The sequence below is a fragment of the Paenibacillus sp. J2TS4 genome, from assembly GCF_018403245.1.
Classification (GTDB): domain Bacteria; phylum Bacillota; class Bacilli; order Paenibacillales; family NBRC-103111; genus Paenibacillus_L.
This window is the reverse complement of record NZ_BOSH01000006.1, coordinates 34,959-53,116: the sequence shown is the minus strand read 5'-3', so window position 1 is coordinate 53,116 and position 18,158 is coordinate 34,959. Positions and strand designations below refer to the sequence as shown.

The window sequence follows — 18,158 nt, the reverse complement described above, 5'->3', positions numbered from 1 at the left end:
GGCTCCATAAACCATCCGTCAGTTCGGTTGATAAAAGGCCACTTCACCGATCGAACGGAATTTGCGATAACGGTCTTCGCGGAGCTCTGTCTCGGACATGGAGACAAGCTCCTCCAGATGCTTCCAGATCATATCCCGAAGATATTGGGATTGCTCCTCCACATTCCGATGGGCTCCCCCCTTAGGCTCGGGAACAATTTCATCGATTACGCCCAGCTTAAGTATATCCTGTGCGGTAATTTTCATAGTTTCCGCAGCCTGCAGCGATTTGGAGCTGTCTTTAAACAGAATGGAAGCGGCTGCTTCAGGAGAAATGACCGAATAGATCGCATGCTCCAGCATAAGCACCCGGTTTCCCACGCCTAATGCCAACGCTCCTCCGCTGCCACCCTCTCCTATGACCACACAAATAATAGGCACCCTGAAAGATGCCATTTCTCTCAAATTCCGGGCAATGGCTTCGGCTTGTCCACGTTCTTCCGCTGCTCCGCCGGGATAAGCCCCGGTCGTATCGATAAAGGTTATAATCGGCCGACGGAATTTATCTGCCTGCTGCATAAGGCGAAGCGCCTTGCGAAAGCCTTCGGGATGAGGCATGCCGAAATTGCGGGCAATATTATCTTTAGTGTCCTTGCCTCTCTGATGGCCGACCACCGTAACCGGAACGCCGTTCAGCCTAGCCAGGCCGCCGACAATCGCCAAGTCATCGCGAAACAACCGGTCTCCATGCAGCTCCAAAAAATCAGTGAAAATATACTGGATATAATCCAGCGTCGTCGGCCTTACCGGAAACCGGGCAATTTGCATCTTTTGCTGTACGGAGATATCTGTATAAATTTCTTCCTCCAGCCGGGCATATCGATCCTCGAGCCGGAGAATTTCTTCGGTAAAATCGATATTCTTGTCGCTGCCAAACTTGCGCAGCTCTTCAATTTTGGCACGCAATTCCGCCAGAGGATGCTCAAACGGCAAATCACCGGCCATCGGAAGACACCTCCTTCACCGTGTGCATATCCAAAATTTGAGTCAATACCGTCCTCATTTCTTTCCGATGAACCACTTTGTCCAACTGACCGCGCTGAAGATTGAACTCGGCCGTCTGGAAATTGTCCGGAAGCTTCTGCCGAATAGTCTGCTCGATGACCCTTCTTCCGGCAAAACCGATGATAGCCCCCGGTTCGGCGAGCACATAATCGCCGAGCATGGCAAAGCTGGCGCTTACTCCGCCCAAGGTCGGGTCTGTAAATATGGAGATATAGAGTCCGCCCGCTTCATGAAACTTGCTTAGTGCCGCGCTTGTTTTGGCCATCTGCATAAGAGCCAGAATGCTTTCCTGCATACGAGCTCCTCCCGAAGTTGAAAAAATGATCAACGGGTACTGTTTCTGCATAGCCACTTCAATCGCACGGGTAATTTTCTCACCGACCACACTGCCGAGCGTTCCACTGAAGAATTCAAAACTCATCACACAAACAACAACGGGAAAGCCCCCGATCGTTCCTTCACCGGTAATGACCGCATCCTTGCTTCCGGTCTTGTCGATCATTGCCGCCACTTTTTCCGGGTACCCCGGGAATTCAAGCGGATCCGCAGATACCATATCCCTGTCGAATTCGAATAAACGACCTTCATCCAAGGTCATTTGTATCCGTTCGAAGCCATTTAATATAAAATGATACCCGCAAGAGGAACATACCTTCTGACTTTTTTCCAATTCCATGCTGAATTGAATGGCTCCGCACTTGGGACACTTGTTAGCGATCCCTTCGGGTATTTCCTTTTTCGCCTTTTCAGAAGGAATTGTGGCGTACTTTTTTTTCTTGTAAAAAAAATCCTTTAGCACGTTTACACCTCACCAGGCGTTAATTTCAGCAGGATATTACCGATGCAGAATGGAATTAAGAACTTCCTGAACTTCTTCCAGCTCTCCTTCGGGAACCAATATCTCATATTGATTTTTCGTTAAGCTGATCGCCCGAACTTGAACAAGGAACCCTTCTTCCGTCAGCTTTTCCTTAAGACGATCCGCTATTTTGGCCGTCGGAGCGATATAAATGACTGTCCACATGGCGGATAACCTCCCTAACCCCTGCTTCATAAGCCTACACAATGGATTAATGATACCATAACCCGTCTTTTTATAGCAACAAAGACAAGTCGACCTAATAGGGCAAGAGAGCTAGTAGACAGGTGGATCATGGCATTAAAACAATCTTAAAGAGGGAAATGATTGTGACCTTGTTCCTAAGTATATTTTCCTCCATATCTATGCTGAACAAGCCCATTTTATCCCGTTTAATCTATCCCGGCACGTCATTCTATCTTATTTTAGAGTTTGTTAAAAAGTCCCCTTCCGACTTATTCCCAATCTTGATTTTCTTTTGAATGAACAAAAGGATAAGGGAGGTTGAGTGGCACTGAACTTCCCCCCGCATGAGAACTTTTTCACCAGACTTTATTAAATGTTTGTTAAGAATGGGAGAACAGCTCATTTCACACGAACCGTACCGTCTCCGAGCAGCTTTTCGATTTGTTGAAAAAGAACGGGCGAAGGTTTGACGAGGTAGCGCTCGCTCAGCATCACCGTCTTCTGTTCGCGTTCGTAGAACAGAACAACCGGCAGCGGACCCGGCTGCCCTTGCAGCAGGCGCTGCAGCGCTTCAAGCGTGCGCGGCGCTTCGTGCAGCGGGTCTATCTTAATATAGACCCGCTGCGACGCCGGCTGGCCGCGCGAAGCGGGCTGGCCGCCGCCCGTCCGCGCTGCCGCGGCGCGGGGCCCTTGCGGCCCGCCGGCTGCTGACGCGGGCGCGGAGCGCGGCGCAGCTGACGCGCCGCTGTGCGTGCCCGCGGCCGCGCTGGCCTGCGGAGCTGCGCCGTAGGCGGCGTCGGCATGCGCGGCGCTGCCACGAGCCGCTGCGCCAGGACTTGCCGCGCCACCGCGCGCTGCGGCGGCCGATGCCGGTGCGCCGGCGAGACTGCGGCCGGCGCCCGCCCGCGCGCGCCGCTGCTGGAGCGGCCACCGCCTGAGCTCGTTCCAGGCGGCTTCCTCCTCCAGCGCATACAGCTGCTCGGCAAGCAGCTTCACCGCATCATCCTGATGCTGGATTTTCGCTTTGACGAGCAGAAGCTTGCCTTTGTCGACCAAGCTTCCGTATTTTTTCCACGCCTCCGGAAAAATAACGACCTCCACCCGGTCGATCCGGTCCTCCAGCTCCATAAAAGCCATCTGCTGGCCTTTCTTCGTCACAATCGTTCTCATCGAGACGACCATTCCGGCTACAAGCGCCTGGTTGTTATCCGGCAGTTCAGCGAGCGAATGCACCGCATCACTTTCCGACTCGCGAAGCCCTTCCTCATAAGCATCCAAAGGATGCCCCGAGAGATAGAAACCGAGCAATTCCCTCTCCAGCTCGAGCTGCTCCATTCGGGTATACGGCCGAACCTCGGGGTACTCAATGACCCAGTTCGCCTCCTCGGTAAAGCCGAACAAATGGAGCTGCAAATCCTCGCTTTCCTTCTTCCATTTCACGGCAGCCTCCACCGTCTCATCGAGAATAGTGAGCAGTTGAGCCCGATGTCCGGGCAAGGATCCGAACGCCCCTGCTTGCACGAGCGATTCAATCACTCGTTTATTACAGACGCGAAGGTCGACCCGGCGGCAAAAATCGAGCAAATCGCCAAACGGCCGCTCTTCCCTCGCCTGAAGGATCGCTTCAATCGCATGCGTGCCGACATTTTTGATCGCGGCCAGCCCGAAACGGATGCTTCCAAGCGTTCCTTCCCTGGCAGGTGACACCGACTCCAGATTTTCTTCTGCTTTGTCAACAGCTCCGGATTCTATGGAAGTTCCCTCCGCCAGTGCCGGGGACGAAACCTCTCCCTCCACAGGGGTAAAATAATAGCCGCTCTCGTTCACATCCGGCGCCAAGACGACGATGCCCATCCGCCGGCACTCGTCAACGTACTCGGCCACCTTGCGGTGGCTGCCCATAACCGCTGTCAGCATGGAAGCCATAAACTGAACCGGGTAATGAGCTTTTAAATAGGCGGTCTGGTAAGCCAGGACACCGTATGCCGTCGCGTGAGCCCGTGGAAAGCCGTAGTCGGCAAAACGGACGATCATGTCGTATACGCGATTCGCCTCTTCCTCCGTTCGTCCCTGCCGCACGCTTCCGGCTACAAAGAATGCCCGCTGTTCGTCGAGCACCTCCCGCTTCTTCTTGCTGACCGCCCTGCGCAGCAAATCCGCCTGACCAAGAGTGAAGCCGGCCATCGTAGCCGCGATTTGCATGATCTGTTCCTGGTACACAATAATGCCATAGGTGTCTTCCAATATCGAAACCAGCGATTCGTGAGGGTACTCTATCTCGGTTAGTCCATGCTTGGCCTGAATAAATTTCGGAATAAAATCCATCGGACCCGGACGATAGAGCGCATTAACCGAAATAATGTCCTCGAATTCAGAAGGCTTCAGTTCCTTCAGCACCCGACGCATCCCCGCTGATTCCAATTGGAAAACACCGGTTGTATCCCCGCGCCCTAATAGCCGGTAAGTGTCCGGATCGTCATACAACGATTGTGAAAAATCAATGGCCTCTCCACATTGCTCCAGTACAAATTTCAACGTGCGTTCGATAATCGAGAGCGTCCGCAGCCCAAGAAAATCCATCTTCAGCAAGCCCACGGATTCCAGATGCTCCATCGAATACTGGGTCAGAGGAATACCGTCCGCCCCTTCCTGCAGCGGGACGTAATCGGTAAGAGGCTCCCGCGAAATGACAACCCCGGCCGCATGGGTCGAGGCATGACGGGGCATTCCTTCCACCTTGCGGGCCATTTGGATCAATTCCTCCGTCTTGGGATTCCGGCTGCACAACGCCTGCAAATCAGGATTGACCTCCAGCGCCCTCTCCAACGAAATACCGAGGAAATTTGGAATCATCTTCGCCGCGCGATCCACTTCATGGTAGGGCATATTCAGCACCCGGCCAACGTCGCGTACCGCCCCTCTTGCCGCCATAGTGCCAAAGGTAACAATTTGGGCAACATGCTCCGCCCCGTACTTGCTGGAGACGTATTCGATGACCTCGTCTCTCCGCACATCACTGAAATCGATATCGATATCGGGCATCGATACCCTCTCCGGGTTCAGAAATCGTTCGAACAACAGTCGATAACGAATAGGATCGACATCGGTAATAGACAACACATAGGCGACCAGACTGCCTGCAGACGACCCTCTACCCGGTCCCGTCGCTATTCCCCGTTCATGGGCAAATCGGATAAAATCCCAAACAATCAAAAAGTAATCGGAAAAACCCATCCGATCAATGACGTCAAGCTCATAGTTCAATCGCTCTTCCAGCTTCCGCCGATACTCGGCATCCTCCCATTCCTCACGGCCTCCGTATCTCCGCTTCAGCCCTTGCTGACATAATTCGGCAAGATATTGTCCAGCCGACATGGAGTCGGGAATCGGCTCGAAGCTTGGCAGAATGGTACGGCCTAATTGCAGCTCCAACTGACATTTATCCGCAATGACCGCAGTATTCGCCAGAGCTTCCGGAACATGGGCAAACAAACGGGCCATTTCCTCCCCGCTTTTCAGGTAAAGCTGCGTCGTCTCCATCTTGAACCGTTCCGGGTCGTCAATCGTCTTCCCCGTCCCGATACAAATAAGGATATCCTGCACCGCTTGATCCTCCGGACGCACGTAATGGACATCGTTGGTCACAACGAGCGGAATGCCGGTCTCCCGGCTTAACCGGATCATCTCCTGGGCGACCTTCTTTTGCTCCATTAGACCGTGATCCTGAATCTCCAAATAATAGTCTTCGCCGAATACTCCATAGTAGCGCAGGGCTGCTTCCTTCGCTTCCTCATATTTATCATGCAGCAGCAGCTGGGATATCTCCCCGCCCAGGCAGGAGCTCAGACAAATCAACCCGTCCGAATAGCGGGCCAGATGATCGTGATCGATACGCGGCTTGTAATGAAACCCTTCCAGATGGCCGATTGAACAAAGCTTCATCAAATTCCGGTATCCCTTCTCGTTCTTGGCCAACAGAATCAGATGATAAATCGGCTGATCCTGACGGGAGCCTCTTTCATGCAAGGAACCGCTCGTAAAATAAGCCTCGCAGCCAATGATCGGGCGGATCCCCCTTCTGACACACTCCTTATAAAATGCGATGGCCCCATACATGACACCGTGATCCGTAAGGGCCAGAGAAGACATGCCAAGCCGGGCCGCCTGATCGACCAATTCTTCGATTCTGGCCGCTCCGTCCAGCAAACTGTATTCACTATGGACATGAAGATGCACGAAGCCGTTCATTTCCGTTCTCCCTCTCTTTTCCTATTCCCTCTATTTTATCACATTTAGCCACAAGAGACGAACCCACATTCGCATCTTTTCAAATCCCTTGTTCCACTCTCTTATAAAACTCGACTACATGGACTTTTTTTATGGCTCACCATATACCTCCCGTACAAAAAAAGTATTAGGCAGCAACACATCCCGCTCTGATAAATTGATAACTCATTAGACAACTCCCGGTCTGGGACAGAGCCTTTCAATTGAGGATTTTGTCTCAACCTGAGCGAAGGGGATAAAGGTCAAAAGAGAAGGCAAGCAAATGCAAGTAAGCGCGAATCTGGGGCGAACGGCGGCTCTGAGTTGACTTAACAAACGGGTAAGGAACCACCCGATTGGAAAAACACAAATCCATGAAGAGCTATGAACGAATCAGGAAATAAAAATCTTTCTTAAAAAACACCTTTTTTTCAGGCCTGTCTTCTATGCAGGACCAGTTAATCATACAAATAAGACTAACAGGACAAACGTTAAAGGATGGGATTCCATGACAACTTTTTTAACTAAGCTGACCATGGATTTTTTCATTGCCTTCGGCATCGTGCTTGGAGGAAGCATGCTTGGAGGGATAGCCGCCGTCTTCATCCTCCAGCCGCCGGCCGTATACATGCTCAAAATAGCCGGAAACATTAAAATTTGGGCGATGGTCGCCGCCGTTGGAGGAACGATCGACCCGCTAAGGGTCATCGAATTCAACTTTACCGAAGGTTATCTTTCCCCTGCGATTAAGCAAATTCTTTACTTCATCGTTGCTTTTATCGGGGCCCAGATGGCCTATCAGCTAATCCAGTGGATTTGCGAAGGCGCGGGTTCGTCATGAGGGTTCCGAATTTCGATCGGTATCTCCACTGGCTGGCCCGCCTCGGCCTATTTCTGGCCGGCATGATTATTGGAAGCGCCCTGTTTATGGGAATTTATCAACAAAATTTCTCCCTGCTTGCCAACCGGAACGCCGATTTGGAACAGGAGATTCGAGTGCTCCAAAGCGAAATTGAGACCTATAGCAAAAATAAAAAGCAGGCAGCGTACATTGGGGGAGTTTTCGTACATCTGGAGGAAGGTCACGAATTGGACGATCTGAGCAAGGTCGAGCTGGAACGGAGGGTGCATCGCGATTTAAAAATTGTCAGTGGAAAACTCGTTGCCGATTTTAAAAAAGACCCGAAGCTGTACATGAAGCTGATAGAAAAGCCGTATCCCGGAGTCTATGATAAAGACTATCAGGTAGAAGTGAAGACGCTTATGCTCGTCCAATCCGAATTGCGAGTCTGGTTCGAGGCCAAGCCGCTGAGCCGAAATTGATTTTTATCGGAAAAATCAGTACAGTTAAGGAAACAAACTTTAGAAGGATGGTTTCGACTATGAGCTGGTATCATTACATCCTGTTTGTCCTTGTCCTTGCTTCTCTTGCGGCCTCAGCATTTTACAGCATCCGCTACCGGACGCGCAAAGATCCGCAGACCAAAGGATTCGAAGCGGCCAAGATGAACATTTCCATGGGCGTCATGCTAATCTCGATCGCCTTTGCTCAATTTATCCTGTTCGACCCGAGTTTTTTGCGCGGCGCGGTTGGCGCTGTTTTTTTGCTGTTGGGGCTGTTTAACGCCTTCGCTGGCTTTAAAAACTATTCAAGCTATAAGAAGACCCTATAACCCGCTATGCTTGATCAAACATTTGGGCAGTTACCATCGCTTTGGCGATCAAGAGTCCTTCATGGTAAATTTCCACATCGATTTTCCCATACTTGCGGCTGACTTCAATGACATTCGGACGAATTTCGACCTCCGTTTCCATCTGAACCGGCCGCAGGTAATAGGTCGATATGTTGTCTATGACCAGGTCTCCTTTGCGGCAATTCTGCACTGCCCGGTAAGCGGCCTGGGTCATCAGCGTCGTTAACACACCCGCGGAAGCTGCTCCCAGATGATTCGTCATCTGCGGAGTAACCATCCCTTTGAACCGGGTGCTGCCGTCCTCCGTCTGAACTTCCTCAAATCCGCTCCAGATCAAATCTTCGAACGTCTCTCCAATTTGCGGCTGCCTTTGAATATACTGCATGACCTTGAGCACATCTTTGCGGCTGATCACCCCCACCATTTTACGGTTGGCGTCGATCACCGGCAGCAGCTCGATTCCTTCCCACACCATAAGATGAGCCGCGGAGGCAATCGTCGCCTGGAGATGAATCGTGATCGGATTGCGGGTCATCAGTCGATCGATCGTTTGCTCCGGCCCGGAATCGACCAATTGTTTGGAGGTCACCATCCCGACGACACGATTCCATTCATCCACAACGGGGAAACGGTTATGCCCGCTCTCCTCCATCAACTGGCGCAGCTCCTTCACTTTGTGGCTGCTTTTCAAGGCGTAAACTACGCTTTCCGGAGAAATGATATCTTGAACAAGCATAATTTTTTTCTTAATGAGCCGGTCGTAAATAGCCCGGTTGATCATAGAAGCCACTGTAAACGTGTCGTAGCTGCTCGAAATGATCGGCAGCCCGAGTTCGTCAGCCAACCGTACGATGGCCGCGCTCGCCTCGAACCCTCCGGTAATCAGCACCGCCGCCCCGGTTTCCAGCGCGAATTGCTGCGCTTTCTGACGATTGCCGACAATCAGCAGATTGCCTGCCTCGACATACCGCTTCATAGCCTCTTCTTGCATCGCTCCGATGACGAACTTGTTCAGTGTCTTGTTAAGTCCATCCGCTCCGCCAAGCACTTCGCCATCCACAATATTGACAACCTCCGCATAGGTCAGCTTATCAATATTATGCCGCCGTTTCTTCTCAATGCGAACCGATCCAATCCGGTCCTTCGTGCTGACAATCCCTTGACTCTCCGCCTCTTTAATCGCCCGATAAGCCGTTCCTTCACTGACGCCCATCTCCTTGGCGATTTTACGAACGGATATTTTGCTGCCTACTTTTAACTCGGTAATATATCTGAGAATAGTTTCATGCTTCGTCAACGTTTCGTCCTGCGTAAGTGATTCCACCTGTTACACCTCATTAATGGATTACTGTACTATACTGTAATACTTCAATTATAGTACGAAACGAAGGGAAAGTTCAACGCAGCGGAAGCTCGGCTTATCAATGCAGTAAAAACAGCCGCCGGATGATAAGCATCCCGCGGCTGAACCAATCTAACCGGTCTCTCCTTTTACAGCAACTATTTGCGCATTTGCAGCAGCTTTCCTTTCCCTTGAAGCCTTTGCTGCAGCTTCCACCGCTTCATTTGTTTGATGGCGGTCAGCTCTTTACGGGTCTCCTCGTCCACTCGCAATATATCGTGAAGCTGGGCGCCGATAATAAGCAATGCGAATCCGATCCAGACAATGCTGAACACGGTAGGAAGCGTCCAGCCGCCGCCGATTTCCAGTTGAGGAACGGCATACATCAACATGCCGAGAGCCAAGCTCAAATAGATCACATTCTTAAACCCCTTCATCCGGGAAGCCCTCCTCTCCAAGCCTTTACGCTATACTTTATGCGCAAGGGGAGGGGACTATGACTACTTGTACAAATCCTGCAGCGATTCACCCAAAATTTTTTGCACGTCTTCAAAAACAACCGTCAGCCGCTTCTCAGCCTCCATCAGCCGGCGAATGTTCAAGTTGAGAGAAATGACCTCATAAAGCTTCTCCGCCTTCTCCATTTCTTCCTTGGGTGGCGTCTCGCCGGACATCATCCGGCTTTGAAGCTCCAGCTGATGCTTGCGAAAATCGTCGAGCATCCGCTTGGAATCCGGGTCGGCGTTAATCACCTCGGCCGCCTGCTTCGCTTGTTGGAATTCGCTGCTTTCCTGGATCGCACGAGCCAATTCATGTGCTTTATCATGCACGTTCATTCGTATCATCTCCTTATTCCTTAGTCTATGAGTTTAAGCTATATATGTTGAACTAAAGAATAGCTGTCATTCCGTTCCGAAGGAAAGTGCCTCCGAAGCTTCAAACATCTTGTTTTGTATTCCTTCTATATGGATGGGCCTTCGGATGGTAGGAATACAAAGCCAAAACTCGCCCTGGAAGCATCTTTCTTTCTCCACTTCATGACCTATTCAATCGTTAGTTCAACTAAGCTAGTTCATCGTACCATATATTTGTGCAGGACATGACCCGCCCCGTCAACGAAGCCAGAGCATGAGAACGGACTGGAACAGGCCGATAAAACCGCCCAGCAGCACCCCCAGCCATGTAATGGCGCGGAATTCTTTGCCGGATACACTTAATATAATGTTCTCCAGCTGCTCTACCGGAAATTTCTCCACTTCTTCCTCGACCAGCGCCGGGAGATTAAGCGCGCTGACTAATCGTTCCATATTTTGCGCCAGCATTCCCAGCACTCTCGAGGTCAGGCTGTGTACTTGTCCCAGCACCCATTCCTTCCTGGGGCCAAGCAGATCGCGGAGCTGCCAGCCTCCTCCCCGTTCTATCCAATCTTCCCATGGCAAGAGTGAAGCTGACTGAAGCCCGGCCCACTCCCGGGCATCCCGATCGCTGATATAGCCAATCATCTGGCCTACTGTCAGCTTCTCCAGCTGCTCAAGCTTCCGCAGCAGCATTTCTTTAAGAACGTTGCGAAACTGGGGCGAATCCAATTGATTATACAATGCGGAGCGCACCTTGCCCGCTACTTTATCCTCATCCATAAAGATTCCTGCCAGTGTTCCCAGGAAGCCGCCTGCTTGTTCCATAAATTGAACGGTCAGCTTGCGCAGCATCTTTTCTCCGTTAGGCGACTGCAGCTCATTCTTGATTTGCTCAATGATCTGCTCCGCGACCCGTTCTACCAGGCTTTCCCGGCGGTTCTCCAGCCATCCGGATGCCAGCCCCCCCAGAGTCAGATCAGACCACTCGTATCGATCCCACAAAGTGAGGACCGTCTGAGAGGTTTTATTCCGCAGCCACTCGGCCAGCAGCTTTTTGCCCTCCTCCACCTGAGCGGGAGTCCAGATTTTAACCGCGAGCTGCTCGATCGTCTCCTCGCTTTCCGCCCATTTATTCACCCACGCTCGAAGCTTGTCCTCAACTCTTTCAACGAAAATCGGTTTTGTGAGCAGCGAGGCAAGTCCTTCCGTCGTCACGAGATGCTCGGCGACCACTTTGCCGAGCGACTGGCCGATTTCGGCCTTTCTCTTTGGAATCAGCCCAGGGGTAAAAGGCAGCCGGCGACCGCGTATGCGAATGGGCTGTCTCGGGTGGAACAGCATCTTGATGGCCAAGTGATTGGTAACTCCGCCGACAAACCCTGCGACGGTTACCGCGATCAATACGGTCAATATCTCCTTCATGGCAGGCTCCTTTCCAGTAAGATAGGCATTTTCCAATCACCAAGAAAAATATGTCCTCATATGATGAATTAGTTTAATATACCAAAGATGCAGACAGCGGTGGAGGGAACTTACCCATGACGAGTAAAAAAATAACTATATACACCCACAACAGCAGCCGTCTGGACAGCCAGACGGTCGTCCTCAAGGAAGCCCTCGTCAACCAGTTAAACATTCCAACTCACCATAACGTTACCCTTCAGTTCGGTTCCTTGAAGCGAGAAGTAAAAGTCGTTCCCGCCGCCAGGCCGACCTCTCTAAGGATGAGCGAGGCACTCGCCGAATCGCTGGGATTAGCGCACGGAATCACACTTTGCCTCAACTACCAGCCTAGTACACAGACGATGCGCATCGGTCCTTTGATCGGAGTGATGGTCAGCCGTGTTTCCACCCTCGTCCCGGACCGCCCCTTTGGGTCAAGTACCGCGTTCTGCCAAGAGCTGTCATTGGCTTGCAAAAAGCTGGGGGGAATGGTCTATTTCTTCTCCCCCGAGGATCTGCCTATCCAATCGGATAAGCTGAATGGGTGGGTATATCGGGAAAAATGGAGCAAAGCTTCGTTTCCAGTCCCGGATTGCGTATACAATCGTCTGACAACCCGCAAGCTTGAAAACAGTTCAAAGGTTCAGCAATTGATTAGAGAAATTAAAACGCGCTATCACTCCTCCGTTTTCAACGAGAAATATCTGGACAAAACCGAAGTGTTTCGCGCGCTAAGACAAGTGCCCGCCCTGCGGGTCTACTTGCCGGAATCTTACTCCTTCCGCAACTTCGACATGCTCCAATCCATGTGCCATAAATACAGCATAGTGTTCCTCAAGCCGGTTACGGGAAGTCTCGGTAAAGGAATTATCCGAATTTCCCGAAGCGCAACCGGCTATCATTGTCATTTTAACCAATCGGTGGGGATGCGTAAACTGACCTTCCCAACTCTTAAAAAGCTGTATTCCGCGATTTCCGCAAGATTGAAGAGAAATCGGCATCAAATCCAGCAGGGGCTGCGCCTGATCGATTGTGCAGGACGACCCATCGACTTTCGTGCTCTCGTGCAAAAAAACAAAAAAGGAAGCTGGTCCGTCACTTCTATCGTGGGAAGGATTGCCGGAAGCAATAACTTCGTTTCCAACCTGGCCCGAGGCGGAAGCTTGACTTCCGTCAAAGAGGCGCTCGCGCGCTCCAACTTGGCTTCGAACAGCCGCGCCGCCGCAGCACTTAAACTGCATAAAGCGGCACTCGCCATCGCCGTAGGCCTGGATGACCAAATTCCCGAGCACTTCGGGGAACTCGGAGTTGACCTGGCTATCGATATTCAGGGCCGCGCATGGCTGCTGGAGGTCAATTCCAAACCGTCCAAAGAGGACAATACGGCCCTTCGCCAATCCAGAATCAGACCTTCGGTGAAGCGGACGATTGAATATTCACAATATTTAGCAAAATTTTGAAAGGTGGCCCCCATGACCTTAACCGATCCCTATCAGGTTGGCATTCTCGTCAGTGATTCGGAGGGAAATCCTCCATTTGCCGATTCGGCATTTTATTCGCTTCTTACCCAGGAGGGTAACCGGCTTGGGCTCGGTGTGTACGTATTTACCCCCTCCACTTCTTCATTGAACGAAGAGAATGAGGTCGTGGGCTACCGGTACTCCGCCGCCAATCACCGCTGGAGCCAAGAACGGCTTCCTCTGCCCGATCTTATATACGACCGGGCTTTTTACCGGAATGCCCGCGATCTGGTCCAGCATCGTTTGGTATTGACGGAATTGCGCCACAAGAAGAGCTTTATCGTTCTTGGCAACGGCCTAACGGGAAAATGGAGCGTTTATCAAGCTATTCTCCGGGCTCCCGACTTGAAGAAATATGTACCAAGAACGATTCGGCTGCAGAACGCCTCCGGGCTCGTGCCTTGGTTTAAGCACAACGATTCCGCCTTTCTCAAGCTGGATGCGGGAACCCAGGGTAAGGGAGCCGTCCGTATTCTTAAGCTGAAAAACGGAATTTATGAAATAGCAGGAAGGGATTTCCATAACGTCCCGTTTGAGAAAAAAATCGACAGCCTTACCGCTCTGGTCTCCTGGTTTCACCAGTTCGCCAACCGGCGGTATCTGCTGCAGCCCAACCTTAAGCTGCACTCCCGTTCCGGGGACGTCTATGACATCCGATCTCTCGTACAAAAGAACGGAGAAGGCCGCTGGACTTTAACGGGAATGGCCGTTCGCCAGGGTCAATCGGGAAGCGTGACTTCCAATTTACACGGCGGGGGCACCGCCCAAGCGGCGGAACCGTTTCTCCAGTCAGAATTCGGAACAAAGCAAGGTGAAGAGCTATCTGTAATGCTGCGCCGTATTTCCATCCGGATAGCCGAGCAGCTCGAAGGCCACTTCGGCCGACTCGCCGAGCTTGGCATCGATTTCGGAGTAGACCGGGACGGCCGGGTCTGGTTGATCGAAGTGAACTCTAAGCCCGGGAGAACGATCTTCCAGCTTTTATGTGACGATCGTGCACGGCGGAAATCACTCGTTTATCCAATGGCCTACGCTTCCTACCTGCTTAAGCGGTCGAGAGACACGGTATGGAGGATAAACGGGCAAAGAACGTCTTTCCCGACCCAAGGACTCACTGTAACTAACATGTCTTTGTCCTATTAACTGGTTAGCTTACGCTTTCGATGAAGGTTTTACTCCGTAAAACCCTTAGGAGGGTACCCAATGAGTTTGACTACATGCAATATCTTAATCTCTCAGCAATCGGAAAGAGCGGTAACAGTCACACGATCCCTGAGCAAAATCCTTCAATTAAACAATTCCCGTACCATTACTCTTAAATTTGGCAACCGATCTTCCACACAGCCGATTCGGGTGATCAATCGCAAAGGGAGCTTCGTCGTCATCCCGCAATCTGTCGCTTCCACGATTAGGCTGCCGTCCGGGGGCAAATGTATGGTCAAAAGCAGCACGGGAAAAGATCTTCGCTTCGGTCCGCTCATCGGTATTATGACCTACGCCACTAACAATCCTGTGCTTCCTTTTGGATCGAGAACCGGCTTTATCAAAGAGTTTTTAAAAGCGGCAGGGGAACGGCCGGCTTTTTATTTCGTCTTTTCTCCCCGCAACGTGAACTGGGATGAAGAAGTTATTACGGGTTATTTCCCGGCATCCGGCGGCCGATGGGTACGGAAAACCGTTCCTCTGCCCGATGTTGTATATAATCGTCTTCCAAGCCGCAGCGCGGAAAAAAGCTTATCGATGGAAGATTTTAAAGAAAAGTTCGTACGAAGAAGAATTCCTTTGTTCAACTGGAGCTTCTTTGATAAATCCGATGTGTATCGGCTGTTGTCCGGAGATGAAGCGAACAAATACGTGCCTGAATCCTACAATCGCCCATCGCCTGATACGATCCGCGACATGCTGGAGAAGCACCGGTTTGTTTACCTGAAGCCGACTGCGGGAAGCCTTGGTATAGGAATTTACAGGTTAACCTACAACCCGGAAAGGGGCTACTTTGCCCGCTTCCGCAAAAACGACGGCAATGTGCTGATTCGTTTCTCTCGGTTTGAAGGATTAATGAGAATGCTCCGGGCGCATAATGTCCGGCTCCAATATTATGTCGTACAACAAGGAATCCGCCTTATCGAGATCGACAGCTGCCCGATCGACTTCCGCTTCCATATGACGAAGGACGGCAATAATGAATGGGTGGCCGCTGGCATCGGGGCGAAGAAAGCCGGCAAAGGAAGTGTAACCACCCACGTTCGTACCGGTGGGCAGCTGATGACTCCTGAGCAGGTGCTCAGTAAGGTGTTCGGCTCGAGAGGAGATAGAATACTCCAACGCGCCAAAGAAGTAGCCATAACCCTTGCGAGATCCATTGAAAATAATTATTCCAGACCGCTGGGAGAGCTAGGTTTTGATTTAGGCATAGACAAGAACGAGAATATCTGGATGTTTGAAGCGAATGCCAAGCCGGGACGCTCTATCTTTAAGCATCCATCTTTAAAGGCTCAAGGAAAAGCCTCTCTAGTCAACATTATCGAGCATTGTATGTATTTAAGCAGGTTTCAGTTGAGGAGGGAGGGATAGGTGGATTTATATGTGCAGGAATTGCATTCCTCGACGCAGCCCAGTATAGCAATCTTAACGATGCCGGATGAGAAAAGACCTTTTCGCGGAAATCACTACAACTTTATTGATCTGATTCGCTGCGGCAAAGAGCTGGGGGCCTTCGTCTATGTCATTACCGTTAACGACGTCAAGCTTTGGGAACGGAAAATCAAAAGCTATGTCTATAACCCGACGACCAAAACGTGGAGCGAAATAATGCTTCCTTTGCCCGATGTGATTTACAATCGAATCCCGACCCGGAAAGACGAGCTGCATCCGGAAGTTCAGCAAACGGTCCAATCCCTGCTCCGGCATTCTCATATCCGCCTTTTCAACCCTTTCTTTTTTAACAAATGGACGCTCTTCGAATGGCTAAACAAAACCAAGCAGACCAAAAGATTTATTCCCGCCACCCAACGGTTGACGAGCCAGAACGATGTGGAGCTGTTCCTGAAGCATTATTCGACCGTATATTTAAAACCAGTGCGGGGCAAAGCAGGTAAAGGGATTATGAAAATCGAAGCAGGAAGCTCTAAAACAAAAGCCTCCTACCGGCTGATTATCCAAAACTTCCGCAAAAGCCATATTTCCGTCCATACCCAAATATCCAAATTATGGGGAGTGCTGAAGGAACAGATTGGTTCGGAGGATTATATTATCCAACAGGGCATCAAGCTGTCCAGCTACCAAAATCGTCCGTTCGATCTGCGGGTACTGGTCCAAAAAAATGGCAAGGGCAGTTGGAGTCTGTCTGGAATCGGAGCGAGAGTAGCCGGGAAGTTGAGCATTACTACGCACGTTCCACGAGGAGGCTCCATTGACGAACCGGACAAATTATTGAGCGCCACCTTCGGTAAGGAAACGGCGCGCTCCATCCTTTTGAAGGTGAAGAAGGCGGCCTATTCCATTGCCCGCCGCATCGAGAAGGCCTCCGGACATACTCTCGGGGAAATGTCGATGGATCTCGGAATAGACACATCCGGACAAATCTGGTTCTTCGAAGCCAATTCGCGGCCCATGAAGTTCGACGAGCCGGATATCCGCAAAAAATCGTTGGAACGCATTATTCAATACAGCCTTTATTTAAGCAAGACCAAGAAAATAGTAAGCGGGTGAGCTCGCATGACACAATCGACGCTCGGTGTTTTGACTCTGTATATTGGGAAGAATCAGATTGATGAAATGCATGTCTATAGAAAATTAAGCGTCTTGGGAGAAAGGATGGGACTGTCCGTCATGGTCTTTACCCCGGAAGACGTGGCATCTGGCAAAAAACTGATTCATGCCCATATTTATGATGCCGAAAGGCGCAGATGGCTTCGGAGATGGATGCCGTTTCCGAAGCTCATTTATGATCGGTGCCGCTTCCAGCGAACCTACCGATTTCAACAGCTGAAGCAGTTCCGGGCCAAATACGGACATTTGAAGTTTTTAAACCGGCCTATGAATCACAAATGGGGCAACCACCAAATATTGTCCAGCAACGCCAGCATCGCCCGCCATCTCCCGGAAACGGTCCGTTATCAGCAGAAGGAGGATTTATTCCGCTTTCTTCACAAATATCCTATCGTTTATTTGAAACCGGAGGACGGTACCGGAGGACGGGGGATCGTCAGCATTCGAAGAACCGGAGGCAGCAAATATTTGCTGCGCGGGCGAAACCGTCAGCGAAAAATTATCGCGCCGCTGCTGCTCAGTGCCGAACAGATTCCCGTCAAGCTGAGCGACTGGAATTTGAAGAAGAGCTATTTGATTCAGCAAGGCATCGACATTACGCTCCCGGACGGCCGCGTCCATGATTTCCGCCTGTTGATCCAGAAGAATGGGCAGGGAAGATGGGAGGTTACCGGCTGTGCCGGAAGAATCGGCCCTCGCAAGAGCGTCACTTCCAATTTGCACGGGGGAGGCTCCGCAGCCTCTATGGAGGCGCTGCTGAGAAGAAGATTCGACGCGGATCAAATAAGCCGTATCCGCCAAGAGATGGAATCGCTGAGCCACGAAGTCGTCATCCATCTGGAAAAGCAATTCAATCAGCTTTGCGAAATGGCGCTGGATCTGGCAGTCGATCGCGAAGGGAAGGTCTGGCTGCTCGAGGTCAACCCGAAGCCATCACGGGAGGTGTTCCACCGGATCGGGGAACGGGAGACGTATTTGAAGGCGATAAAAAGACCGCTGGAATATGCTTTATGGCTAAGCCGGGATAAGGGGCAGGAGTTGGAATCCTCTATGTGGCCGGAGGAAGATGCCGAGCTGAAGGTCGAGCACTCCATGGGGCGGGAGCGGGAAAAAGAGCCCAGGGCCGAACTTTCTGCCTGGACAGAACAAGCTAACGAACCATTGCAGAGCTAAACT

General features: G+C 51.2%; 16 protein-coding genes. 8 read left to right on the top strand and 8 right to left on the bottom strand.

Annotation, left to right across the window (positions count from 1 at the left end; all coding sequences use genetic code 11):
- Positions 1-18 precede the first annotated feature (18 nt).
- The 4 genes from KJS69_RS14325 to KJS69_RS14310 all read right to left on the bottom strand — a co-directional run bounded on the left by KJS69_RS14325 (position 19) and on the right by KJS69_RS14310 (position 6,337).
- The gene (locus KJS69_RS14325; RefSeq protein ID WP_213584464.1) at positions 19-984 is read right to left on the bottom strand and encodes an acetyl-CoA carboxylase carboxyltransferase subunit alpha; all 966 of its coding nucleotides are present in this window, start codon (positions 982-984) and stop codon (positions 19-21) included.
- Complete coding sequence (gene accD / locus KJS69_RS14320) at positions 974-1,843, bottom strand: acetyl-CoA carboxylase, carboxyltransferase subunit beta (protein WP_213584463.1); 870 nt, start codon at positions 1,841-1,843, stop codon at positions 974-976. The genes KJS69_RS14325 and accD overlap by 11 nt, the downstream gene beginning before the upstream one ends.
- Before the next feature lie 36 nt (positions 1,844-1,879).
- A complete protein-coding gene (locus tag KJS69_RS14315; RefSeq protein WP_213584462.1) occupies positions 1,880-2,068 on the bottom strand; it encodes a glutamate decarboxylase in 189 nt (62 codons plus the stop codon).
- Between the two features lie 420 nt (positions 2,069-2,488).
- Entirely contained in the window at positions 2,489-6,337 is a 3,849-nt protein-coding gene (locus KJS69_RS14310; protein ID WP_213584461.1) for a DNA polymerase III subunit alpha, read from the bottom strand.
- A 526-nt stretch (positions 6,338-6,863) separates the two neighbouring features.
- On the opposite strand from KJS69_RS14310, the gene KJS69_RS14305 reads away from it, so the two are divergent.
- The 3 genes from KJS69_RS14305 to KJS69_RS14295 are packed head-to-tail and all read left to right on the top strand — an operon-like array spanning position 6,864 to position 8,028.
- On the top strand, positions 6,864-7,196 hold the full coding sequence (locus KJS69_RS14305; RefSeq protein WP_213584460.1) for a YtrH family sporulation protein: 333 nt from the start codon (positions 6,864-6,866) through the stop codon (positions 7,194-7,196).
- Entirely contained in the window at positions 7,193-7,678 is a 486-nt protein-coding gene (locus tag KJS69_RS14300; protein WP_213584459.1) for a sporulation membrane protein YtrI, read from the top strand. Before KJS69_RS14305 ends, KJS69_RS14300 begins: the two co-directional genes overlap by 4 nt.
- Positions 7,679-7,737: 59 nt before the next feature.
- Positions 7,738-8,028 carry a YtpI family protein gene (locus tag KJS69_RS14295; protein ID WP_249730530.1) on the top strand — a complete coding sequence of 97 codons (291 nt, stop codon included), beginning with the start codon at positions 7,738-7,740 and terminating at the stop codon, positions 8,026-8,028.
- A 4-nt stretch (positions 8,029-8,032) separates the two neighbouring features.
- Here the strand turns inward: KJS69_RS14295 and KJS69_RS14290 are convergent, their stop codons facing one another.
- From KJS69_RS14290 to KJS69_RS14275, 4 genes are all read right to left on the bottom strand, one after another.
- Positions 8,033-9,373: a DRTGG domain-containing protein gene (locus KJS69_RS14290; protein WP_249730529.1), complete on the bottom strand. Its 1,341-nt coding sequence runs from the start codon at positions 9,371-9,373 to the stop codon at positions 8,033-8,035.
- A gap of 176 nt (positions 9,374-9,549) precedes the next feature.
- Positions 9,550-9,828, bottom strand: a complete 279-nt coding sequence (locus KJS69_RS14285; protein ID WP_213584457.1) for a hypothetical protein — start codon at positions 9,826-9,828, stop codon at positions 9,550-9,552.
- A 63-nt stretch (positions 9,829-9,891) separates the two neighbouring features.
- Positions 9,892-10,227, bottom strand: coding sequence for a YlbF/YmcA family competence regulator (locus tag KJS69_RS14280; RefSeq protein ID WP_213584456.1), 336 nt, complete (start codon positions 10,225-10,227; stop codon positions 9,892-9,894).
- Between the two features lie 276 nt (positions 10,228-10,503).
- Positions 10,504-11,670 (bottom strand): DUF445 family protein, encoded by a 1,167-nt coding sequence (locus KJS69_RS14275; protein ID WP_213584455.1) that lies wholly within the window; start codon positions 11,668-11,670, stop codon positions 10,504-10,506.
- 116 nt (positions 11,671-11,786) lie between these two features.
- Between KJS69_RS14275 and KJS69_RS14270 the strand changes: the two genes are divergently transcribed.
- The 5 genes from KJS69_RS14270 to KJS69_RS14250 are packed head-to-tail and all read left to right on the top strand — an operon-like array spanning position 11,787 to position 18,155.
- Positions 11,787-13,151 (top strand): YheC/YheD family endospore coat-associated protein, encoded by a 1,365-nt coding sequence (locus tag KJS69_RS14270; RefSeq protein WP_213584454.1) that lies wholly within the window; start codon positions 11,787-11,789, stop codon positions 13,149-13,151.
- 12 nt (positions 13,152-13,163) lie between these two features.
- Complete coding sequence (locus tag KJS69_RS14265; protein WP_213584453.1) at positions 13,164-14,354, top strand: YheC/YheD family endospore coat-associated protein; 1,191 nt, start codon at positions 13,164-13,166, stop codon at positions 14,352-14,354.
- Between the two features lie 60 nt (positions 14,355-14,414).
- Positions 14,415-15,785: a YheC/YheD family endospore coat-associated protein gene (locus KJS69_RS14260; RefSeq protein WP_213584452.1), complete on the top strand. Its 1,371-nt coding sequence runs from the start codon at positions 14,415-14,417 to the stop codon at positions 15,783-15,785.
- The gene (locus KJS69_RS14255; RefSeq protein WP_213584451.1) at positions 15,786-16,922 is read left to right on the top strand and encodes a YheC/YheD family endospore coat-associated protein; all 1,137 of its coding nucleotides are present in this window, start codon (positions 15,786-15,788) and stop codon (positions 16,920-16,922) included.
- 6 nt (positions 16,923-16,928) lie between these two features.
- Positions 16,929-18,155: a YheC/YheD family endospore coat-associated protein gene (locus KJS69_RS14250; RefSeq protein ID WP_213584450.1), complete on the top strand. Its 1,227-nt coding sequence runs from the start codon at positions 16,929-16,931 to the stop codon at positions 18,153-18,155.
- The last annotated feature ends 3 nt before the right edge of the window (positions 18,156-18,158 follow it).